Origin of the sequence: Mariniflexile maritimum, from assembly GCF_009746565.1 — a bacterium.
Taxonomy (GTDB): domain Bacteria; phylum Bacteroidota; class Bacteroidia; order Flavobacteriales; family Flavobacteriaceae; genus Mariniflexile; species Mariniflexile maritimum.
This window is the reverse complement of record NZ_WRPN01000009.1, coordinates 32,926-56,232: the sequence shown is the minus strand read 5'-3', so window position 1 is coordinate 56,232 and position 23,307 is coordinate 32,926. Positions and strand designations below refer to the sequence as shown.

General features: G+C 38.1%; 21 protein-coding genes. 10 read left to right on the top strand and 11 right to left on the bottom strand.

Features of this window, described 5'->3' with window-relative positions:
* Positions 1 to 406 precede the first annotated feature (406 nt).
* The 7 genes from nhaA to hemA all read right to left on the bottom strand — a co-directional run bounded on the left by nhaA (position 407) and on the right by hemA (position 9,209).
* The gene (gene nhaA, locus GQO80_RS11970; protein WP_157208601.1) at positions 407 to 1,696 is read right to left on the bottom strand and encodes a Na+/H+ antiporter NhaA; all 1,290 of its coding nucleotides are present in this window, start codon (positions 1,694 to 1,696) and stop codon (positions 407 to 409) included.
* Between the two features lie 6 nt (positions 1,697 to 1,702).
* A complete protein-coding gene (locus GQO80_RS11965) occupies positions 1,703 to 2,443 on the bottom strand; it encodes an EI24 domain-containing protein (RefSeq protein ID WP_157208600.1) in 741 nt (246 codons plus the stop codon).
* 193 nt (positions 2,444 to 2,636) lie between these two features.
* Positions 2,637 to 3,662 carry a uroporphyrinogen decarboxylase gene (gene hemE / locus GQO80_RS11960; protein ID WP_157208599.1) on the bottom strand — a complete coding sequence of 342 codons (1,026 nt, stop codon included), beginning with the start codon at positions 3,660 to 3,662 and terminating at the stop codon, positions 2,637 to 2,639.
* Between the two features lie 38 nt (positions 3,663 to 3,700).
* Positions 3,701 to 4,417 (bottom strand): potassium channel family protein, encoded by a 717-nt coding sequence (locus GQO80_RS11955; RefSeq protein ID WP_157208598.1) that lies wholly within the window; start codon positions 4,415 to 4,417, stop codon positions 3,701 to 3,703.
* A 110-nt stretch (positions 4,418 to 4,527) separates the two neighbouring features.
* Entirely contained in the window at positions 4,528 to 6,270 is a 1,743-nt protein-coding gene (locus GQO80_RS11950) for a TrkH family potassium uptake protein (RefSeq protein WP_157208597.1), read from the bottom strand.
* 109 nt (positions 6,271 to 6,379) lie between these two features.
* Positions 6,380 to 7,954 carry a hydroxymethylbilane synthase gene (gene hemC / locus GQO80_RS11945; protein WP_157208596.1) on the bottom strand — a complete coding sequence of 525 codons (1,575 nt, stop codon included), beginning with the start codon at positions 7,952 to 7,954 and terminating at the stop codon, positions 6,380 to 6,382.
* Positions 7,947 to 9,209 carry a glutamyl-tRNA reductase gene (gene hemA, locus GQO80_RS11940; RefSeq protein WP_157208595.1) on the bottom strand — a complete coding sequence of 421 codons (1,263 nt, stop codon included), beginning with the start codon at positions 9,207 to 9,209 and terminating at the stop codon, positions 7,947 to 7,949. The genes hemC and hemA overlap by 8 nt, the downstream gene beginning before the upstream one ends.
* A gap of 187 nt (positions 9,210 to 9,396) precedes the next feature.
* Here hemA and GQO80_RS11935 point away from each other — a divergent pair, with 187 nt between their 5' ends.
* Complete coding sequence (locus GQO80_RS11935) at positions 9,397 to 10,299, top strand: AraC family transcriptional regulator (protein WP_157208594.1); 903 nt, start codon at positions 9,397 to 9,399, stop codon at positions 10,297 to 10,299.
* Positions 10,300 to 10,305: 6 nt separating this feature from the next.
* Positions 10,306 to 11,028: a ThuA domain-containing protein gene (locus tag GQO80_RS11930; protein WP_157208593.1), complete on the top strand. Its 723-nt coding sequence runs from the start codon at positions 10,306 to 10,308 to the stop codon at positions 11,026 to 11,028.
* 222 nt (positions 11,029 to 11,250) lie between these two features.
* Here the strand turns inward: GQO80_RS11930 and GQO80_RS16025 are convergent, their stop codons facing one another.
* Complete coding sequence (locus GQO80_RS16025) at positions 11,251 to 11,391, bottom strand: DUF5679 domain-containing protein (RefSeq protein ID WP_394351007.1); 141 nt, start codon at positions 11,389 to 11,391, stop codon at positions 11,251 to 11,253.
* Between the two features lie 318 nt (positions 11,392 to 11,709).
* Between GQO80_RS16025 and GQO80_RS11925 the strand changes: the two genes are divergently transcribed.
* Entirely contained in the window at positions 11,710 to 13,119 is a 1,410-nt protein-coding gene (locus GQO80_RS11925; protein WP_157208592.1) for a DUF4403 family protein, read from the top strand.
* Between the two features lie 61 nt (positions 13,120 to 13,180).
* Here GQO80_RS11925 and GQO80_RS11920 read toward each other — a convergent pair whose 3' ends face one another.
* From GQO80_RS11920 to GQO80_RS11910, 3 genes are all read right to left on the bottom strand, one after another.
* Positions 13,181 to 13,828, bottom strand: a complete 648-nt coding sequence (locus GQO80_RS11920; RefSeq protein WP_157208591.1) for a porin family protein — start codon at positions 13,826 to 13,828, stop codon at positions 13,181 to 13,183.
* A gap of 165 nt (positions 13,829 to 13,993) precedes the next feature.
* Positions 13,994 to 14,368, bottom strand: a complete 375-nt coding sequence (locus tag GQO80_RS11915; RefSeq protein WP_157208590.1) for a GreA/GreB family elongation factor — start codon at positions 14,366 to 14,368, stop codon at positions 13,994 to 13,996.
* Positions 14,369 to 14,771: 403 nt separating this feature from the next.
* Positions 14,772 to 15,800, bottom strand: a complete 1,029-nt coding sequence (locus GQO80_RS11910) for a S66 peptidase family protein (RefSeq protein ID WP_232333173.1) — start codon at positions 15,798 to 15,800, stop codon at positions 14,772 to 14,774.
* Between the two features lie 161 nt (positions 15,801 to 15,961).
* Between GQO80_RS11910 and metG the strand changes: the two genes are divergently transcribed.
* The 7 genes from metG (at position 15,962) to GQO80_RS11880 (ending at position 23,278) form a co-directional block, all read left to right on the top strand.
* Positions 15,962 to 18,091: a methionine--tRNA ligase gene (gene metG, locus GQO80_RS11905; protein WP_157208589.1), complete on the top strand. Its 2,130-nt coding sequence runs from the start codon at positions 15,962 to 15,964 to the stop codon at positions 18,089 to 18,091.
* 85 nt (positions 18,092 to 18,176) lie between these two features.
* On the top strand, positions 18,177 to 18,695 hold the full coding sequence (locus GQO80_RS11900; protein WP_157208588.1) for a ferritin: 519 nt from the start codon (positions 18,177 to 18,179) through the stop codon (positions 18,693 to 18,695).
* A 74-nt stretch (positions 18,696 to 18,769) separates the two neighbouring features.
* A complete protein-coding gene (locus GQO80_RS15780) occupies positions 18,770 to 18,931 on the top strand; it encodes a hypothetical protein (RefSeq protein WP_198037779.1) in 162 nt (53 codons plus the stop codon).
* Positions 18,932 to 19,106: 175 nt separating this feature from the next.
* A complete protein-coding gene (locus GQO80_RS11895) occupies positions 19,107 to 19,577 on the top strand; it encodes a lipocalin family protein (RefSeq protein ID WP_157208587.1) in 471 nt (156 codons plus the stop codon).
* A gap of 13 nt (positions 19,578 to 19,590) precedes the next feature.
* Positions 19,591 to 20,295 (top strand): OmpA family protein, encoded by a 705-nt coding sequence (locus GQO80_RS11890; protein ID WP_157208586.1) that lies wholly within the window; start codon positions 19,591 to 19,593, stop codon positions 20,293 to 20,295.
* Positions 20,296 to 20,305: 10 nt separating this feature from the next.
* The gene (locus tag GQO80_RS11885) at positions 20,306 to 21,079 is read left to right on the top strand and encodes a copper resistance protein NlpE N-terminal domain-containing protein (RefSeq protein WP_232333172.1); all 774 of its coding nucleotides are present in this window, start codon (positions 20,306 to 20,308) and stop codon (positions 21,077 to 21,079) included.
* Between the two features lie 81 nt (positions 21,080 to 21,160).
* The gene (locus GQO80_RS11880) at positions 21,161 to 23,278 is read left to right on the top strand and encodes a Tex family protein (protein WP_157208585.1); all 2,118 of its coding nucleotides are present in this window, start codon (positions 21,161 to 21,163) and stop codon (positions 23,276 to 23,278) included.
* Positions 23,279 to 23,307 lie beyond the last annotated feature (29 nt).

The window sequence follows — 23,307 nt, the reverse complement described above, 5'->3', positions numbered from 1 at the left end:
ATAAAGAATTAAATTTTTTAAGTACGTTTCATCGGTAATCCTTTTTCTTCTGAAATGTTTTTCAAACAAACTCCCTGTTCTATTTTGTTGTTTATTGAAAGCTTTCGCATACGCATTGAAAAGATTTGAAAACGCTTTACTTACCACCTCGGCATTTTCAATGATGTTTACAATTAAATGAAACTGATTGCTCATTAAGCAATAGGCAAGTACCTCAACTTTTCCCGTTAAATGCTTTTCAATTAAACCCAGGAAATATGCCATGTTATCTTCAGTCTTGAAAATAACAGCGCTATTAATTCCTCGATTGAAAATATGATAATAATGGGTTTTCTCTATTTTTTCAATTTTCATGGTTTATTTTTTCAGACCTACAAGGTTTTGAAAACCTTGCAGGTCGTCATCCTTATTTTTTCCAACGTAAAATAATGTACCCAATAAGTGCCGCAATAAATGAGCCTACTAAAATACCTATTTTAGCCGAATCGATATAAATGGGGCTATCAGCAAACGCTAAACTTGCTATAAAAATGGCCATGGTAAACCCAATTCCTGCCAAAAAAGATACGCCTACAATATGCCTTGTGCTAATATCGGAAGGGACTTCAATTAGTTTTAATTTTTTTGCAAGCAGCACCACAGCCGTAATCCCGATACTTTTACCCAACACTAAAGATATTACGATATTTATTATCAACAGATTTTCCAATTCAAAGCCATTGTTTAATACAACCCCCGAATTTGCCAGGGCAAATATGGGTATGACCATGTAGGCAACCCAATCGTGCAAACTGTGCTCTAGGTGTTGTAATGGCGATTGGTATTTGCTGGCCCAATCTTCCAAATCGTCGATTTCTTGGATTTGTTCTTTAGATAAAATGGGCTTTTTTAAAACACTTGCTTCCTTAATGTTATTGGTAATGGTTACTAAATTATCAATAAACTCGGGCGTTTTTATCTTTTGGCGAATGGGCACCGAAAACGCCAATAAAATCCCTGCCAATGTGGGGTGGATGCCCGATTTTAAAAATAATACCCAAATGATGATTCCTAAAAAAATCATTAAAAACTTGGAATAATAGTTTTTGTACGATAAGAAATACAAAACGCCCAATAGCAAAAAGGCCATCCCCAATAATTCCAATTGAATGGTACTGCTGTAAAATATGGCAATCACTAAAACGGCCCCTAAATCGTCCACAATGGCGAAAGCCGTTAAAAAAACCTTAAGGCTTAATGGCACGCGGTTTCCCAACACTTTTAAAAGTGCCAACGAAAAAGCAATATCGGTAGCCATGGGTATGCCCCAACCTTTTAAGGTTTCTGGATTTTGGTTTAATATAAAAAAGAACGTAACTGGGGCAATAATACCGCCTAATGCGCCAAAAAGGGGAAATGCCAGTTTTTTTGCCGAATTAAGTTCGCCTATTAAAAATTCACGTTTAATTTCCAAACCTATCAAGAAGAAGAAAATGGCCATTAACCCATCATTTATCCATAAAATAAGTGGTTTGTTTAATTCGAAGCTCTCGGTGGTGAAGCCCACTTTATATTGCCACAACGCTTGATAACTTTCTGAGTATGGTGAATTTGCCCAAATAAGTGCCAAAACAGTTGCCAACAACAATAAAATACCGCTAAAACTTTCGATTTTTACAAACTTTTGAAATGGAGATAAGATGATTTTTTGAACCATATAGTTTTATTTATTTTTTATTTGTAATGCTTCTATGGTTTTTACAGAAGCTGCAGTTACCGAAAAAGGAAGCACTAAAATTACGCCAATTATGGGAATTAGTAAAAAAAACATGAACACAATTCCGTTTCCTATTGCCAATCCCCTATGGTTTTTAACAAATTGGATGCTTTCGCTATACTTAAAATGGCGTTCTAAAGTGTAATCCATATTACCAAAGCCGGCATAATAGGCTTGCACGAAAAATAGCAATATTGTTGAAAAGATGCCAATAATTGGAATTAGGCCCAACAGTAAAATGGGTATGGTTAACAGCAGTTCCATACTTAAATTCCTAATGTTTATACGAACCCCACGCCAAAGTTGCTGTGCAAAAGTGGTATTTCTGGAACCGTGCAACGTGCCCAACAAATGCTTTTCAATTTTTTCGGACACCGGACTCATAAATGGTGCAGAAAGTGCCATTATGATATGCTTATAAAGTATGAGCCCGATAAGCACTATAAACAGACCGCCCAAAATGTTGCTTATTAAGGCAACCGTTTCCTTGCCCCAATGCCAAACCCAAACCCGTGCGATGTGGGAACCAATGGTATCGGACAACCCATACGCGGTGACACCTATAAGTATGGCCGTAAAAAAACTGATAAGCATTGGTACCGCAAAATATTTCCAGAGCCTTAGTTGCGATATTAAACCAAAGGCGCCAAAATAGGCTTGTATTGCTAAAGCGATGTTTTTAATCATAAAGCTTGTTTTGCGTTAGCGATTGAAGCGGCATCCTTTTGTTTTTTATGGGTTTAAAACGAGCCTAAAAATAAATTTACTGCCATTTTGTAAATTCCTGCCCTGGTGTAGGCGTGCCAAAAAACAAAAGATATAGCGAAAAGCGCGACCTTTATCCTGAATTTTTTTTCAGGATAAAGGTAACGCCCCAATATTAAACTTTATAGTCTTTTACGGCATCAACAAAGGCTTTGGCGTTTTCTAAAGGGATGTTGGGCAAAATGCCATGGCCTAGGTTGACGATGTATTTGTCCTTGCCAAACTCATCAATCATTTGCTTTACCATTTGCTTGATTACCGTTGGTGGCGACAGTAAGCGCGCCGGATCGAAATTACCTTGTAACGTGATGTTGCCACCTGTTAGATAACGTGCGTTTTTTGGGGAACAGGTCCAATCGATACCCAAAGCGGAAGCATTACTTTTTGCCATATCGCCAAGTGCGAACCAGCAGCCTTTACCGAAGGCGATAACGGGGGCATCGTCTTTGAGGGCTTCAATGATTTGATTGATGTACTGCCATGAAAACTCCTGATAATCGGTTGGTGATAACATGCCTCCCCATGAATCGAAAACCTGTACGGCATTACAGCCGGCCTTTACTTTCTCCTTTAAGTAGGCAATGGTGGTATCGGTTATTTTTTGAAGCAAAGTGTGTGCTGCTACGGGGTTTGTAAAGCAAAATTCTTTGGCTTTGTCGAAGGTTTTGCTGCCTTGGCCTTGTACGCAATAGCATAAAATTGTCCATGGCGAACCGGCAAAACCTATAAGCGGGATTTCGTCGTTCAACAGCTCCTTGGTGGCCTTAATGGCCTGATAAACATAGTTTAGGGCTTCGGTAACATCGGGTACAATTACATTTTCAACGTCTTTTGATGTTCGTATAGGGTTTGGTAAATAGGGCCCAAAATTGGGTTTCATTTGCACCTCAATGTTCATGGCCTGCGGAATTACCAAAATATCACTAAATAAAATAGCGGCGTCCATCCCGTAGCGGCGTATGGGCTGTACGGTAATTTCACTGGCTATTTCGGGGGTTTGGCAACGTGTAAAGAAATCGTATTTATCGCGAAGTGCTATAAATTCGGGTAAGTAACGGCCTGCTTGTCGCATCATCCAAACGGGTGGGCGGTTAACGGTTTCTCCTTTTAATGCTCTTAAAAATAAATCGTTCTTTATCATATCTTTCTCTTTCCTATGGTGGCAGGGGTTTTATTCGGTTATATGTTTTTGTTTCTTAAATCGTATTCTTCCTCGCCTTTGCAGTAGTTCTCAATGTCTTTATTATGGCCATAAACCACTAAAATATCATTTTCTTGAACTTGAGTTTCTGGGGAAGGTCGCCCAATGGTTTCCTTTACCCGTGTTTTTTTTCCTATCAAGTTCTTTTTTTCAATTTCCCTAATAATGGTTACCAGGGTTAAACGGTATTTATCGATGGAGTCCAGTTCCTGAAGCGTCTTTCCAAAAAATTCTTTCTTTGCTTTTACTTCTGAAATGGTAAAATTATTGTCCAACTGATAATTTTCAAGGGTCGATTTGAAATTAATCTGTTTGGTAAGCCTATCCGCCGAATCCTGCTCGGGATGTACGATGCTGTGAATGCCCATGGCCTCTAAAACGGTATCGTGTATGGGTGAAAGTGCGCGACTTATAATTTTTACATCGCTCAATTTTTTGATAATGGCCGTAGTAATAATGGCGGCACCCTCATTTTCGCCAATGGCAACAATCACTTTATCGGCGTCCTTTAGCGGTAAGGCCTCATAGGCGAGCTCGTTGGTGGAATCCATACAAATGGCATGAGAGATCTTATCCTTTACCAGATTTATTTTGTCCATTTGCTTATCAATCGCAATAACTTCATTGCCAGTTTCGGTTAAGCTTAGCGATAAAGCCATACCGAAATTTCCAAGGCCGAAAACAATTATTTTCATGGTTTACTGTTTTTTCATCCCCTCAAATCTTTATAGCTTGGAAGGGAACTTTATTTCTTTTCTACGAATGCACACCTAGTAAATTTGCGAATTCGCAGTAATTTTTATACTCAGTTAATCAAAATATTTTCTTTGGGCAACTCATAAAACTGATGGTTAATTTGGCGCATTAAACCAATCATTAAATTCAACATTCCTATTCTTCCTATAAACATCACCGCAATAATAATGTATTTGCTTGTATCTGAAAGCGTTGGCGTAAAATTTAAACTAAGCCCCACGGTACTGTAAGCCGAAAAACACTCGAACACAACGTTAAGCAGTGGCGTGCCTTTAGGTTCAAAAATCAATACTGCCAATATAGCGGCACCAATGACTATTAACGAAATGCATAAAATGGCAAAAGCCCTTGATGTGGATTCGGCCGTAAAACGTCTGCCAAAAATTTGTATCCTGCTTTTTCCTTTTGCAATAGCAATTATGTTTAAGGTAGCCAATGCAAAGGTACTGGTTTTTATCCCACCACCGGTTGAGGCGGGTGAAGCCCCTATCCACATTAAAAAGATAACAAACAATAACGAAGGCACCGTCATCTGTGTATAATCTACCACATTAAAGCCTGCCGTTCGGGGCGTTACCGATCCAAAAGCAGCATTTGTAATTTTGCCAAACAAGGTTTTGTGCTCTAAAAGCGTGTTGTTGTATTCTGAAAAGAACAGAAAAATCCAGCCAAAAAACAACAATATAAAAGTTGTATATAGTACAATTTTCGAGTTTAATGTTACCACTGGAACGCGTTTGTGGATGTATTTTTTATGGAAAAACTCCAACACGTAGGTTTTTAAATATTTGAAAAAATTAAAGATGATGTGATGCCCCAAACCGCCAAAAACGATGAGTCCCATAATAATCCATTGGAACATGTAATTAAAACGAATGTTTTGGTCGAATAAACCCGATGAAATTGTTGAAAATCCCGCATTACAGAACGCCGATATGGAATGAAAAACGGAAAAGAAAATTTTATTGCTTATTGAATGATTGTTTGTTAGCGAGAAATACACAAAAACAGCGCCTACAATTTCAATGGCCACTGTAAAAACAACTACGTTTAAAGCAACCCTAAATACATCCTTCAACCCTTCGTGGGCCAAAAAATCTTTGGTATTCAGGCCTTCCTTGAATGAAGAACTACCTCTGAAGAAAAAAGCAAAAAATGAGGTAAAGGTTAAAATACCGATACCACCCAACTGGATCAAAACCAATATAATGGATTGCCCTACCAACGTAAAATCTGTACTGGTATCTACTACGGCTAAACCCGTTACGCAAACAGCACTGGTAGCTGTAAACAATGCATTTGTAAAGCTAATGCCGTGGGGCGTAGCACTTGGAAGCATGAGCAAAAAAGCCCCCGCTAGGGCCAAAATTAAAAAACTGCCCACAAATACAATGGCCGGATTAAAATACACATCATAAATGTGCCTTACCAACACCATTAACCTTAATAGAAAATACAGGATCAATCCACCCTCAAGAATAGGTTTTATTTTTTGGAGTCTTACAAGGTAGCTATGCTCCATATTGCCTAAAGCAACAAAAAGCGATAGTAGAAGCAGCACCGAAATAATAACCATGTTTACCAGGGCTATTTTTTTGTTGGATTTTACCTTGTATATAAAAAATTTTGCCGTATTGAAAAGCAAAAGAAAAAAGGACAAAACCAATAACCCCAGAACATGTGGCGCGGTAAAGTTTTCAGCGAAATCGTAGCCAAAATCGAATACTATAAAAAAAAGAACGATAATATCAAAAAACCTATAAATATAATTGAGTAAAGATTCTCTTTTCATTTCAGCTCGTTATTTCACTTAAAATATGGGAACATTTCTAAATCTGGTATTGCGAAATTATCCCGTGCAAAATTAACCGCAAATATCTAAATAATTATAGAAAGTCGTGTTAAATATAGTGCTCATTTATCAACTCTATAACACTCTCTACGGTTGGCACTTTTGCAGTCCTTACATCGCTGAAATATTTTTTAGCTTCTTTTGCCGTAGTTTCCCCTATACAGAAGGCAATAACATGGGCTTCATTTTGTTTTATAAAGCTTTGCACGGTTGAAGGACTGTAAAACATTACAGCTTCAATACTTTCGGGTAATTTTACCGCATCGTATTTTGTTTGGTAAGCTTCAACCTCGGTTACTTTTATGTTGTTTTTTTCCAATATGGTTGGGAGGTCGTCCAGCCTTAAGTCGCTACAAAAATAGGTTACTTCGGTACCTTCCATAAATTCCACCAAGTAATTAGCTAATTTTTCAGCACTGTTTTCAAAATGTGCCACCTTGCCAATTTTGGTTTCTACCAGTTTTTTAGTGCGCCTGCCCACGCAATAAATATTTTTAAACTGAAGTTCGATGGCAGAATAATTGGTTATTAACGATTCTACCGCGTTTTTACTGGTTATTACCACGTTTTGGATTTCTTTTTTGAAAAAACGCGGATGGATGCGGTTGAGGCTTATTTTTATAAAATCGGCACTTTCAACCACTACTTTCTCATGAAACAATAAGCGCTGATCTTCCGTTAATTTTTTGGTAGAAAACACCGTTGCTTTTCTATCGGAACTTTTAATGGCGTCCATTAAGCGTTTGCCTCCACGTTCAATTACTAAATTGGCACAAAATGCAGCTATATCGTGGTGTTCGCCTAATTTTTTAACACGCGTTACATCAATTTTTTTTGAGCCATCCAAACTCAACAACACCCCTTTAAAGTGAACTTCTTCATTTTTTATAACTGCCAAAGCGCCTATGGGTGCTGAACATCCGCCTTCTAAAATGTTTAAAAATTCGCGTTCAATGGCTATGCAAAGTGCTGTTTCTTCGTGGTTTAGTTCCGCGCACGCGGTTTTCACAAAATCATCTTCCGCCAAAGCGGTTATCATAATGGCACCTTGTGCAGGGGCTGGGATCATCCAATCTAAATTGATGGCGTTTTCGGGCCTTAGCCCAATTCTACCAATACCTGCAGCTGCAAAAATAGCACCGTTCCATGGGTTATCCTGCAGTTTTTGCAATCGTAAATTCACGTTGCCGCGTAAATCGACCACCGTGTGTGTTGGGAAACGGTTAAGCCATTGTGCCTTACGGCGTAAACTTCCGGTGGCAATTACCGCTTCTTTAGAGCCTAAAAATTCTTCATTGTTTTTAAAAACCAGGGTGTCGTGCACGTTGCCACGTTTTAAAATGGCGGCCTGAACAATGCCTTTGGGCAACACCGTGGGCACATCTTTTGATGAGTGCACCGCAATATCAATGTCGTGGTTTAACATGGCAATATCCAAGGTTCGGGTAAAAATGCCGGTAATGCCCATTTCGTATAGGGGTTTGTCCAAAACTAAATCGCCTGTAGATTTTACAGGCACCAGTTGTGTTTTATATCCTAAACTTTCGAGCTGACTTTGTACTATTTTGGCTTGCCATAACGCTAATTCGCTATCGCGCGTACCAATTCTTATAATTTTAGACATGTAATATGGGTTCTTCTAACTGAAACACTTTTTTTATGAGTTCCAGACTTTCATCGGTAGGTATGCCATCATCCTTTAAATGATGTGCAAAGTGATTGGTTATTTTTTGAATGATGCAATTACTTATTAATGCTGCTTGGGCTTCATTAAAATTGGTGTTTTTTTTGCGTTGGCTTTCTACTTCGGCCGCAGCAAAATCTTGCAATTTATGTTTTAGCGCCTTAATGGTTGGGGCAAATTTGCGGGTTTCCAACCAATCGTTAAATTCAGCTTTTACCTCTTCAATTATTGCTTCGGCCAATGGAATGTGTGCTTTTCTGGCTTCGAGTGTTTTATCGGTAATCTGCGATAAATGGTCAAGATGTACCAACAACACGTTATCCAATTCCTCTACATTGGCATCGACGTTTTTGGGTATGGACAAATCCAAAATCAATAAAGGCTTATCGGTTTGAATCAAGTGCTTGTCAATGGTTGGGCGTTGTGCGCCCGTTGCAACGATTAAAATATCCGAACTTTGTATTTCTTCCTGCAAATTGGCATAATCCTTAACAACTAGGTTAAATTTTCCTGCAATTCTTTCGGCTTTGTCCTTTGTTCTGTTTATTAAGGTTATTTGCTCGTTTTTGGTATGCTTCACCAAATTTTCGCAGGTATTCCTACCTATTTTTCCGGTACCGAAAAGCAAGATGTTTTTATTTGAAACATCTTTAACCGTATTGAAAATATATTGAACCGAAGCAAATGACACCGAGGTTGCGCCCGAAGAAATATCGGTTTCGTTTTTTATGCGCTTGCTTGCTTGAATAACGGCATTTACCAAACGCTCGGTAAAATGATTGAGCAACCCAAGTAGTTTGGAGTTTCTGGCACTAACTTTTAACTGACTTATAATTTCAAAATCGCCCAAAATCTGGCTGTCCAACCCTGAACCCACGCGAAACATGTGCGCAATGGCATCGCTATTTTTATATACATAGGCCACTTTTTGGAATTCCTCAACCGTACCCCTGGCATTATCGCAAAGCAATTGTATGAGTTGGAACGGGTGTTCTGCAAAGCCATAAATTTCGGTACGGTTGCAGGTAGATGTTACCACCAAGCTTTCAATAGCGCTTTCCTTGGCCTGATTGAGCAATGCACTTTTGGCATCATCATCCAAACTAAATAGACCTCTTATGTTGGCATCGGCTTTTTTGTAGCTTAACCCTATGGCATAAAAGTATTTGCTTTTAGATATATTATATTGGTGCATTGGTTATTTTGAAAAATCTGAAAGCAAATGTATATCTATGCGCATTAAAAAAGTAACGCTAAAAGAACTTTAAGTATCGCTGGTGGTTTTTTAGGCCGTTTTTTAATAAATATATGATATTTGTCATATTTTTGCAGTTATATCAAGGCTTTTCAATTGCTTAATTTAGAATTAATCTAAATAATATATGTTAAACAACGAAAATACAACCCAAAAAAACAACGCTAAAAGTTCGTTTGAAGAAACCAAAGTGGACGATGGTTTTATGGTTCTGGTCTATAAAAACGACGGCAACACCACCCAAAACCTTGTTAAAGATATTAATAGTGCTTATATCCAATTTCACTTTTGCATAAAAGGCTCCAGTAAATTTATTTTTAATGAAGGTCGTTATTTGTTGAACATCCTTGAGGAAAACTCGCTGTTATTGTACAATCCGCAACAGGATTTGCCCATTAACCTTCAGGTTTCACCTAATTCATGGATGGTCTCGGTTCTCATTTCCATAAAGAAATTCCATGGGTTGTTTTCGCAGGAAGCCGATTATATTTCATTTTTAAATGAAGACAATAAAGACAAAAAATATTATAAAGATGGCAGCATCAGCCCTTCCATGTCCATTGTTTTGAACCAACTTGTAAACTACAACCTCAACCAGTCCATCAAGGATTTATACTTCAAAGGAAAATCATACGAGCTTTTAAGCTTATATTTCAACAGAAGTGAGGATGCCAATATTGAGCAATGCCCGTTTCTTGCCGATGAAACCAATGTAATTAAAATACGCAAAGCGAAAGATATTATAGTGTCGCGTATGGCCGAACCCCCCAGTTTACAGGAACTTGCAGACGAGATTGGGCTGAACCTAAAAAAACTTAAGGAAGGCTTTAAACAAATTTATGGCGATTCGGTATTTAGTTTTTTGTTCGATTATAAAATGGAGGTTGCCCGAAAATTACTGGAATCGGGCGAAAACAACGTGAACGAAGTTGGGCTTAAAGTAGGCTACAGCACCGGCAGCCATTTTATAGCCGCCTTTAAAAAGAAATATGGTACCACCCCAAAAAAGTATTTAATGTCCTTAAATTAATTGTTCGTGAAAAAAACCCTGATAATTCTGTTTGCTTTTTTAATAGTAGCCTGTAAACCTTCCCTCCATTCCGGCAGTCCAGACAAGGTTCTTGTTTTTACCAAAACGAGTGGGTTTAGGCACAAATCTATTGAAACTGGCATTGAAACCATTATAGAATTGGGCCTAACCAACCATTTTGAAATTACAAATACTGAAGATGCCTCTTTATTCACCACTGAATATTTGAAACCATATAAATTGGTTCTATTTTTAAACACTTCGGGCGATGTTTTAAATGCCAATGAAGAGCAGGCATTTGAAACCTATATTAAAAATGGCGGTAGTTTTATGGGCGTGCACGCCGCAACCGACACGGAGTTTGAATGGCCCTGGTTTGGCAAACTTGTGGGTGCCTATTTTGTGAACCATCCAAAACCAACAACGGCAACTCTAAACAATATAAACAACAAACATCTTGCTACCAAACACTTGCCAAAACAATGGATTCGTTTTGATGAATGGTATAATTTTAAATCGATAAACAAGGATATAAACGTACTGCTAACTTTAGATGAGTCAACTTATGAAGGTGGCAACAATGGCACTTTTCACCCCATCGCGTGGTATCATGAATTTAATGGCGGCCGATCGTTCTACACAGGCCTTGGCCACACCATCGAATCGTATGCCGAACCAAATTTTAGGCAGCACCTATTGGGCGGCATTTTATATTGCCTGAAACGGTAAATTTTAACCTCTCTTTATACTTCCAAATGTGCAGAAAACTGTAATTTCCTAAAGAAAAAAGCAACCTATAATAAGTAAAACCTTTTAATAAATATTTGTAAGAAGTGAGGCTCATTCCTTATAATAGGCAAACGCGCTATCGGGAAACTATAAAACACAAAAACTGGTTTAGCATACATTGTAAACTAAACCAGTTTGTTTTTAATAAGGTTTTGCAAGACGCTATTTACCCAAGATTCTAAACATGCCTGTTCCGCAAGTTGGGCATTTGCCTTTCATTGCTTTTCTACCATTTTTCATAGTAACTTCAGCAGCATTTTTTATCTCCTTTTTGTCTTTACATTTTACACAATATCCTTCCATAGTTCTGTTGATTTTTGTTTTGTTAAAAATTAATTATTTATAAATGTAGGTTTTATTCTAAGTGCGTGCAAATAAAAAATAAAAATTATTACATTTCTTATCGTTATTTTATCATTTCGGGTGCATTTTTAAGCACGTTAACCAAAAAGCAGCCTTATTTAATGTAGCATTTCTTTACTGTTTTTGTTCATTTTTTCTGGTTTACCTGCCTAAATTATCGCTTAACATCGGCAATCGTTAAATGCTGTTGTTCCATAAAAAATAGTTTGTTTAAATACAGTGCACATTTGCTATTTTTGCCAATAAAAAAGTCTGTTAATGCTTAAATATAGTGTGTTTTTTAGTGTGCTGATAACTGTACTTGTTAACACCGCTTGTGCCTCAAAACAACAATTAATGACCATAAAGCCCGAACCCGAAGAGGCAGCTCCGTTAGTTTACGACCATACTCCCTCGTTTATAAACGTACCTGTAAGCATCAAATTAAAGGATATTGAAAATCAAATAAACACCATTTTAAAAGGCTTGATTTATGAAGACAAAACCATTGAAGATGATGATATTGAAATAAAGGTCTGGAAACAAGCGCCCATCACCATTCAAAACGACAACGCTTCAAAAGGTGGAAAAATAAAAACCGTGCTTCCTTTAAAAGCCATCGTTAAATATAGAATAGGCACCCAAGCCATGGGGGTAAATCTGTATAAAACAAATGAGTTTAACTTAAATGGCGTGGTAACGTTAACTAGCCACATTGGGCTGTCGAACTGGAAATTAAAATCGAAAACGCAGATAACCGACCTGCAATGGAAAGAAAGTCCGTCCATGGTCGTTTATGGCAAAAATGTACCGGTAACCTATCTTGTAAACCCTGCCGTAAAAATTTTTAGGAGCTCTATTGAAAAAAGCATCGATGAAGCCATAGAAACCTCGATGGATTTTAAACCAAACGTTTTGGCCGCTATTGAGAAACTAACAGTGCCTTTTAAGATGAGCGACGATTATGAAAGTTGGCTTAGAATTGTGCCCATTGAAATTTATTCCACCGATGCTGAACTGAAAAAAGACAACGTATTGCTGCAAATGGGCATGAAATGTACCATGGAAACCTTAATTGGCAAACAGCCCGAATCGAAATTCGATGCTAAAAACATTGTTTTGAAGCCTGTTGAAAAAATGCCAAATCACGTTACGTCCAATATTATAGCCATTTCCACTTATGAGGATGCTTCAAAAATAATGACCAAGAATTTTTCGGGACAAGAATTTGGCTCGGGCACAAAAAAAGTAACGGTGAAAAAAGTAGCGTTGTGGCATAAAAATGAAGGCATGGTGATTGCGCTCGATTTGCAAGGGGCCGTGAACGGCAGCATCTATCTGCAAGGGAACCCGCAATACGATGGTGCCAAAAAAGAAGTGTATTTTGAAAAACTCGATTACGTGTTAGACACCAAAAACAAATTGATAAAAACCGCCAATTGGCTGGCCAAAGGCTTGATTTTAAAAAAAATACAAGAGAATTGCCGCTATTCCATCCAACCAAATTTAGATGAAGGCAAACAAACCATGTTAAGTTACCTTAATAATTATTCGCCCATGACCGGTGTTTTTGTAAACGGCACCATGAACGATATCGATTTTCAAAAAATACAATTAACCAATACAGCCATATTGGCGTTTTTAAAGGTAACGGGCAATATTAGCGTAACGGTTGATGGATTGAAATAAATAAAAAAAGTGCCCGTTTTATTGGGCACTTGCTTATTTTGCTGTTGTGCAAATTTGTAATTTAGTTTAACTGCACAGCCAAGTACAAACTCAAATTACTGTTTTTCCCATCAGGAATGGTGTAGGTTTGTCCGGCAATGGTACGTTCTTTACCAACCGTAGAAAGGCCATAATTGTATCTCACGCCAATACCAAATTTATCAAAATCCAAACCTATACCGGCGGCTAAACCGGCATCGAATTTGTTAAAATCATCATTATCATAAGTTTCTTCAAAATCAAAGCTTCCACTATCGGTTTCATTGGTTATTTGCGCATCTACCAAATAAGAAAAATAAGGACCCGCATGCACACTCAAGTTTTTAGCTAGGTTCACTTTTAACAATACGGGCACTTCAATATAGTTTAACTTAAATTTTGCCGTTCCCGAAACAAAAGCGTTATCGTACACCATTTCGGCACCTTTTCTGGAATATAAAACCTCTGGTTGAATGGCCATAAAATCGGTTAAGGGCAAGGTAGCATAAACCCCAGCGTTAAAACTGGTTAGCACATTATTATCATCCACATCATCGTTATATAAATTTGAAAAGTTGGCGCCACCTTTTACACCAAATTGTGCTGCGGCATCATTAATTTGGGCGTTGGAAATGGTTGTAAACCCAAGCAATAACAGAACAGCTAAAGAAATTTTTTCTATGTATTTCATAATTATGTTTTTAAAATTTTACATTACAAAGATGCGTTTATCGGCATTTATTGCTGTTACAACTTTTTTTGCTTGTATTATAGAATTACCATTTTGTAAGAAAAAGAAAAGTCCTTGGCCATCTGCCACCAAGGACTTTTAATTTACAAACACGATAAAACCCTATTAAATGGCTTCTACCATTAAAATTTCAAGTTTTCGTTCACCATCCTTAAATGGCCAAGTAACGATATCGCCAACCTTTCGGCCAACGGTAGCTACTGCAACATCACATAAAATAGAAAACTTCCCTTTTTTTATTTTGGCCCTATTGGAAGAAACAAACAGATATTCTTGCTCTTTTTGGGCTGTATGGTCCTTGATTTTAACGCGACGGTTTACGGTAACAATATCCGTTGGCAAATCTCTGCGAAGTACTTGTTTGGCGGTTTTAAGTTCAAGGATTAAACGATCCTCTTCCTCCTTGGTTACTTTTTTTCTTCTGACATGATCCTTGATCATATCGTATATTCCAGTAGTTATAATTATATGTTCTGACATGATATATTTTTTAGTATTGAAACTTTTTTTTTCTGATACTACATGTATAAATGACCCAACCGTTCAAATACAGCAAAATGAGATTCGCAATAAATGGAACGCAAAAAATAGCGTCAAAAAAAAAAGAAAATTTGGATTAAAATTTATTTATGGAAAAATGCCCTGTTTTGAGTCGCAACAGGGACTAATAAATAAACTCTTTCGAGCTTTTTAAAAATATATCGTCCAACAAATAAGACAATGACAACGCAAGCACCGAAACACTATTTTTATAATATAGAAAATAAACTGTTGTCATTTTTTTTGAATGGAAAATCTTAAGTGCAAAGATAACCCTAATAGTTTACATGTACAAAGTTATCTTTAGATGCATTTACAAGTTATTGTATTAGAAACAGTTAAGTTAATTTTTAAATTTCAAAACAGACTTTTCCTTTTCAACGGATAAGTCAACCGTTCTGCCCAAAATAAGCGCACGGTTATCTTTTTCATGGCCTGCGGGCATATTAAAGGCAATTGGGAACGTATATTCGGCCAAAGCATCTAAAATAAGTTGCTGCACAGAGCTTCCCCAAAGCGTGGTGTTTTTTCTAACTTTTGTTATATCGCCCACCAAAACGCCCTTGCAACCATCAAAATATCCAGCACGCTTTAAACTTTGTAGCATGCGGTCTATATGGTATTCGTATTCGCCAATTTCTTCAATAAATAGAATTTTACCTGCTGTATCAATGCTGGTTTTTGAACCCAACATACTTTGCAAAATACTTAAATTTCCACCAACCAATTGCCCCGAGGCTGTGCCCGTTTTATTGTATTTCGAACCTTCTAAGGTATAAGCCAGCGGCTTTCCAAATAAAGCACTTTTAAACGTTGCGATGGTTTCCTGAATGGCCGTAACATCGTCTTGCAAGCTAGTGCCCATCATGGCGTGCAAGCTTTCAAAACCTTCATTATGGACTTGATTGTGAAGTGCCGTAATATCCGAATAGCCAATCACCCATTTGGGTTTTTTCTTAAACTTGGCATAATTCAATTTATCTAAAATCCGTACCGTTCCGTAGCCACCTCTGGCGCACCAAATAGCACTAATTTTCGGGTCGTCCATGGCTTGTTGCAAATCTTCGGCACGTTCCGCATCGGTGCCCGCAAAATGGTTGTTTTGGTTAAACACATTCTTACCAACAAGTGTATTTAAACCCCAACTTTTAAGTAAGTCTTTGGCTTTTTCTATCTCGGTGGTTCTGTTTTTCAAAATACCCGACGGTGCAACTATGGCAACCGTATCGCCTGCTTTTAAATAAGGTGGACGCATCAATGTAGTGGTTTTTATGGTGTTATTTTGCGCAATAACTGGGGTTTTTCCGAAGAAAAAAACCGCGCAAAGTAGCATTGTGATAAACGTGATTTTAGACATGATGTAAATGTACATTTTTTTTCTAAATGGCACTCAAAATGTGTACTTTTACGGCTTCAAAATAAGACGTCATTCCGAATGAAGTATGGGGAATCTGTTTGTTAGGAGTTTCAATGAACACGATTGCTTCGTCGCTTTACACCTCGCCATGACGGTAAAATTTAACTTTTAAATTGATGAACAAACCAAAACGATATACCATCACCTCGGCACTTCCATACACCAACGGCCCCATTCATATTGGGCATTTAGCAGGCGTTTATGTGCCGGCAGATATTTATGCACGCTACTTGCGCTTAACAGGCAATGATGTTGTTTTTATTGGCGGAAGCGACGAACACGGCGTACCTATTACTATCAAGGCAAAAAACGAAGGCGTATCGCCACAGGATGTGGTTGATAAATACCATGCCATTATAAAAAAATCGTTTGAGGAATTTGGGATTTCGTTCGATAACTATTCGCGTACCTCGGCTAAGGTACACCATGAAACGGCTTCCGGCTTTTTTAAAACACTCTATGATAAAGGCTGTTTTGTTGAAGAAGTTACCGCCCAATTATACGATGAAAAAGCCAACCAGTTTCTGGCGGATAGGTTCGTTACGGGCACCTGCCCAAAATGTGGCAACGAAGAAGCCTATGGCGACCAGTGCGAAAAATGCGGTACCAGCTTGAATGCCACCGACTTGATAAACCCAAAATCGGCTTTAACAGGCAACGTGCCCACCTTAAAAAAAACAAAACATTGGTTTTTGCCTTTGGAAAAATACGAAGATTTTTTAAAGGAATGGATTTTAGAAGGCCATAAAAAAGATTGGAAACCCAATGTATATGGCCAAGTAAAATCATGGATTGACGATGGTTTGCGCCCACGCGCCGTAACCCGCGATCTGGATTGGGGCATTCCCGTGCCCGTGCCCGGTGGCGAAGGCAAAGTGCTGTACGTGTGGTTTGATGCGCCCATTGGCTACATTTCATCAACCAAGGAATGGGCTGAAAAAAAAGGTATTGATTGGGAACCTTATTGGAAAAGCGACGATACCAAGCTTGTGCATTTTATAGGAAAAGATAACATCGTGTTCCATTGCATCATTTTTCCTGCAATGCTAAAAGCAGAAGGCAGTTACATTCTACCAGAAAACGTACCAGCAAACGAATTTTTAAATTTAGAGGGAAACAAACTTTCAACCTCTAAAAATTGGGCCGTTTGGTTGCCCGAATATTTAAAGGATTTTCCTGGGCAGCAAGACGTGTTGCGCTATGCCTTAACTGCCAACGCGCCCGAAACCAAGGATAACGATTTTACTTGGAAAGACTTTCAAGCACGGAACAACAACGAATTGGTGGCTATTTTTGGAAATTTCATCAATCGTGTGGTGGTGTTGACCCAAAAATATTATAACGGCATTGTACCAGAACCCCATGAATTTTCAGTAATAGATGAAGAAACGTTGGCAGCCGTAAAAGCGTATCCTGAAGTGATTTCAAGTTCTATTGAGCGCTACCGCTTTAGGGAAGCGCAACAAGAGTTGATGAATTTGGCACGCCTTGGCAACAAATATTTAGCCGATGAAGAACCTTGGAAAGTGATTAAAGTAGATGAGGCCCGTACACAAACCATCATGTTTGTTGCGCTTCAAATAGCATCGGCCTTGGCAACCTTAAGCGAGCCGTTTTTACCGTTTACTTCTGAAAAATTGAAAAATATTCTAGGTTTACACCATAACGAAGAGAGAAGCGACACGCTTATCCCATCCATTGAAAAGATAACCCAAAAAAACAAATCTTGCAATGAAGCCGTTTCTTGGGAAAGTATTTCAACAAAAAACATTTTAATTTCAGCAGGACACAAGATAGGCGCACCCGAATTATTATTCTCTAAAATTGAAGATGAAACCATTCAATTTCAATTAAATAAATTAGAAGCCAGCAAAAAAGCCAATGAAGCGGCAAACAAAACTATGGAACCACAAAAAGAAACCATTGCGTTTGATGATTTTACAAAGTTGGATATGCGTGTTGGCACCATTATAGAAGCCGAAAAAATGCCAAAAGCCAAAAAATTATTGGTTTTAAAAGTCGATACTGGTATAGATATTCGCACCATTGTTTCTGGTATTGCTGAAAGCTTTACACCCGAAGAAGTAATTGGTAAGCGGGTAACCGTATTGGTAAATCTAGCACCAAGGGAGCTTCGTGGTGTTGAAAGCCAAGGCATGATTTTAATGACCGAAACCGCCGAAGGAAAATTGGTTTTTATAAACCCCGACGACCCAAAGGTTGCAAACGGGTTGCCAATAAGTTAACGGTATTCGATTAAAAAATAAATATTCAATCGCAACATTTTTAAAGACCAAATAGAATTCACTAACTTTACAAAAACACAAAATTATGGTATCGAAAAATATTGAAAAAGCGTTGAACAATCAAATCCGTATAGAAGCAGAATCGGCTCAAATATATTTGGCCATGGCTTGTTGGGCAGAAGTAAAAGGTTTAGAAGGAATAGCAGGTTTTATGTATGCACAGTCCCAAGAAGAACGCGACCACATGCTTAAACTTATCAAATTTGTAAACGAACGTGGTGGTCATGCACAAATCTCAAAATTGGCCGAACCTAACGTATCCTTTAAATCGTTTAAGGAAATGTTTGAAGAGCTTTACAAGCACGAAGTTTTCGTTTCGGAAAGCATTAACGAATTGGTTCACATAAGCTTACAGGAAAAAGATTATGCTACCCACAATTTTTTACAGTGGTATGTAGCTGAACAAATTGAGGAAGAAGCTATGGCACGCACCATTTTGGATAAGATAAATTTAATTGGCGATGACAAAGGTGGGCTGTACTTGTTTGACAGAGATATTGTTAACCTTACCGTTAATACAGCTGCAACTGGAAACATGCCCTGAATTTAACAAACAGTCTTATTTAGATTCAATAAAAATAATTACTTTTGCACAAGAGTTATCTGAAAATAAGCACCTTGGGCAAGAAAAAACAAAAGAAAGCACTCAAAAAACTGAAAAAAGCTGGAATAGGATTGCCTAACAATCTTAAAATTTCTTGCTGCGAAAAATATAAAAAGGCTGAAAAAAAGCGTTGTAAAAAATGCCCGTGCCACGATCTGGTTGAAAAAGTAGCGTAGTTATAATAAATAACCATAAATTTTTAACAGGCCTTCAAATTGATGTGCCTGTTTTTTTATTTCATGCAGATTTTAGGCAAAAAAGTGTAAATTTAATAACCATAATTAAGAATTTTATAACAAAAATATCATTTCGTAATTGCATCTTTGTACAACAATTAAAAAAATTATAGATATGAAAAAATTCGTGTTGCTATGTTTAGCCATAGTTTTAGTGAGTTGCGGATCTTCAAAAACCGTTAGAGCCTCCAAAAAAGTAATTAAGGGCGAGTGGGGTTTAAATAGCATTAACTACAATCAAACTGGAAATTACAACGTAACCCTGTTAAACGATGCTACCAAATCATGCTTAGAGGGCAGCACATGGCAATTTGTACCTAACAACAACACTGGAACCTATACCATAAACCAAGCGAGTTGCGCCACAGGTTTACGAAATTTTGTATTTACCATTCAAGAGGTAAATGCCGAAACCGGACTTTACGACTTTCTGTTAAAGCCAACCAACGCAAAAGGCAAATCGGAAACCAACCAAGGGTTTCGCTTAAGTTTAACAGCCTTGTCAGAAACCGATATGCAATGGCAGCAAACCGTTTCGGTTGATGGAAAAGCCTTTATTATTACCATGAATTTTAACAAACAATAAACAACACTATATAATGAAAACAGTAATTAAAAAAACAGGCATCATCCTTTTTACAGTAATTATAACCCTGGGGTTCACAAACTGTAAACCGGTTCAAAATGCAAACAACAAACAAAAAGGAGCTGTTATCGGTGCTGCTGGTGGTGCTATTTTGGGCGCTATTTTGGGCAATAATATTGGCAAAGGTGGCAACGGCGAACTGGGTGCGGTAATAGGTGGTGTAATAGGTGGCGGTGCAGGCGTGCTTATTGGTAATAAAATGGACAAACAAGCCCAAAAAATTGAACAAGAAATTCCTGGAGCACAAGTTGAACGTGTTGATGATGGTATTGTTTTAACTTTTGATGAAAGCAGCGGGGTGTATTTTGATACCAATAAATTTAATATCAACGCAGCTTCACAGGCAACACTTAATAAATTAATTGGCGTGTTTAAGGAATATCCAGACACCAATTTGTTGGTTGTTGGCCATACCGATAGCCAAGGTGCCGATGACTATAACTTAACGCTTTCAAAAAACAGGGCCTATGCCGTAACCAATTACCTAACGGCAAATGGTATAAATAGCGGCCGCTTAACCACCAATTGGTTTGGTGAAACCCAACCGTTGCACGACAACAATACGGCCGAAGGTCGCGCCAAAAACCGACGTGTAAACATCGCCATTCTACCAAACGAAAAAATGATTCAAGAGGCCAAACAACAAGCCGGTAATTAAATTTTAAAGCATGATGAACATACTTAAAGCACAATGGGCAATTATGTTGTTATTGGCAATAACCAGTTGCCATTCAAATAAGAAAAACGCCGAAACACCACAAGCAACGCAAATTGCGGATACGCACACCAGTGAAAATTCATTAGATTGGCAAGGCACTTACCAAGGCGTTCTTCCATGCGCAGATTGTGAAGGCATTAAAACAACCATTACCCTTAATAACGATTTAACCTTCAAAATTAAAGAAGTGTATTTAGGCAAAAAAGAGGGCGTTTTTGAAAGCAAAGGCACTTTTAAATGGCTTAGTAACGGTCAAAAAATAACCCTTTCCGATAACAACAGGAATTATTTTGTTGGCGAAAACACCTTAACGCGTTTGGATAATTCGGGCGAAAAAATTGAAGGCGATTTGGCAAGTCTTTATATCCTAAATAAATTGATTACCAAAGAAATAGCCTTTACGGGCACCAAATGGAAACTTGTAACGCTTTTTGGAAAAGAGGTAGTTGATACGAAGGCTTTCATTATGTTTACCGAAGAAAACAATAAGGTTTACGGAAACAATAGCTGCAACAGTTTTAATGGCGCGTTTGAAATTAAAAACGGCAGCCAACTTAAATTGTCGAAAATGGCAACAACCATGATGGCATGCCCCGATATGGCTACGGAAAAACAATTTATGGAAGTGCTCAATATTGCCGACAATTTTTCACTTAACGGCAACACCATGACGCTCAATAAAGCTAGAATGGCGCCATTGGCCGTTTTTAAAGCCGAAGAATAAACTCCCAAATAACTATTTTAAACCTCGTAGCTTATCCCTGCGAGGTTTTTTATTACTTTCCATTGCTTAAAAAAACCACTTATGATTTCCTATATCCTTTCGCACACACAACTACCGGAAATAGCCATAAAAAACACCGTCGATTTATTAAATAAAGCATGCACCGTTCCATTTATTTCTCGCTACCGAAAAGAACGAACAGGCAATTTAGACGAAGTTCAAATTGGCGAAATCGTTAAGTTCAAGGAACAATTTGAAGCTTTAGAAAAACGTAAAACAGCGATTTTAAAGGCCTTGGAAGAACAAGATGTGCTTACTTCAGAATTAAAACAAAAAATTAAGGCAAGCCAAGATTTAACAACGCTTGAAGATTTATATCTACCCTACAAAAAAAGCCGAAAAACCAAGGCTGAAACCGCACGCCAAAACGGGTTGGAGCCTTTGGCAAAAATAATTATGTCCCAAAACGCTAACGCTATAGAATCAATAGCGTTTAAGTATGTAAAAGGCGAGGTCGCTTCCGCGGAAGACGCACTGGAAGGCGCACGGCACATCATTTCCGAATGGATCAACGAGCGTACCGACATTAGAAACAACATCCGTTACCAACTTGAACGGTTCGCTATGATTTCCACGAAAGTGGTAAAAACGAAAATAGACGATGAAAACGCCCAAAAATTCCGCGATTATTTCGATTGGGAAGAAGCCTTGAGCAGAATTCCGTCACATAGATTATTAGCCATTTTAAGAGCCGAAACCGAAGGATTCATCAAATATAAAATTGAAATTGACGATGAAAAAGCACTAGCAAAGATTGAAGACAGAATCATTCATTCTAAAAACGATGGTGCTGAACACCTCCAACTCGCCATTCAAGATGCCTACAAACGTTTGTTGTTGCCATCGCTTGCAAACGAAGCACTTCAAATAGCAAGAGAAAAAGCCGATGCTTCCGCCATTCAGGTATTCGCCAAAAATTTAAAACAACTGTTATTGGGTTCGCCATTGGGCGAAAAACGGGTGTTGGCCATCGACCCTGGGTTTCGCACAGGCTGTAAAGTGGTTTGTTTGGACGCACAGGGCGGTTTATTGTACAACGAAACCTTGTATCCGCATCCTCCACAAAATGATAGTTTGGGAGCTATGAAAAAGATAAGTTCCTTATCGGAAGCCTACAAAATTGAAGCCATCGCTATTGGAAACGGCACCGCATCGCGCGAAACGGAAGCGGTTATTAGAAAAATCCATTTTAAAAATGATATTCAGGTATTTGTGGTAAGTGAAGCGGGTGCCAGCATTTACTCGGCATCAAAAATTGCGCGCGATGAATTTCCAAATTATGATGTTACGGTACGTGGTGCTATTTCTATTGGTAGAAGATTGCAAGACCCATTGGCGGAATTGGTTAAAATTGATGCCAAATCCATAGGCGTGGGGCAATACCAACACGATGTGGACCAAACCAAACTTAAAAAAGCATTGGACGTGGTGGTAGAAAGTTGCGTAAATGCGGTGGGCGTAAACATCAATACGGCCAGTGCCAGTTTATTAAGTTATGTATCGGGCATTGGCCCAAAACTTGCCGAAAACATAGTGGCTTTTCGCGATGAACATGGTGCATTCGCTTCCAGAAATGATATTAAAAACGTACCCCGCCTTGGCGGAAAAGCTTTTGAACAAGGTGCCGCTTTTTTACGGATTAAGGATGCCCAAAACCCGTTAGATGATTCGGCGGTACATCCTGAACGTTATGATTTGGTAACCCAAATGGCAAAAGATTTGGGCAAAAGCGTTCAAGAATTAATAGGAAACGCCGCAGTACTTCAAAAGATTGATTTAAAAAAATATTGTACCGATGCGGTAGGTTTGCCAACGCTACAAGATATTATAAAAGAACTTGAAAAACCTGGTTTGGATATTCGAGAGCAGGCCAAAGTATTCACGTTCAATCAAAATATAAAAACAATAAATGATGTTCACGAAGGGCAATTGCTTCCGGGAATCGTAAATAACATTACCAATTTTGGTTGTTTTGTTGATATTGGCATTAAGGAAAGTGGTCTCATTCACGTATCCAATTTATCCGATAGTTTCGTAAAAGATGTGAATGAGCACGTGAGCCTTCACCAGCAAATTATCGTGAAAGTGCTTGAGGTGGATGTTCCGCGAAAGCGAATTCAGTTAAAATTGCATCATTAGCTGTATAAATAATTGAAAATCAACTATTC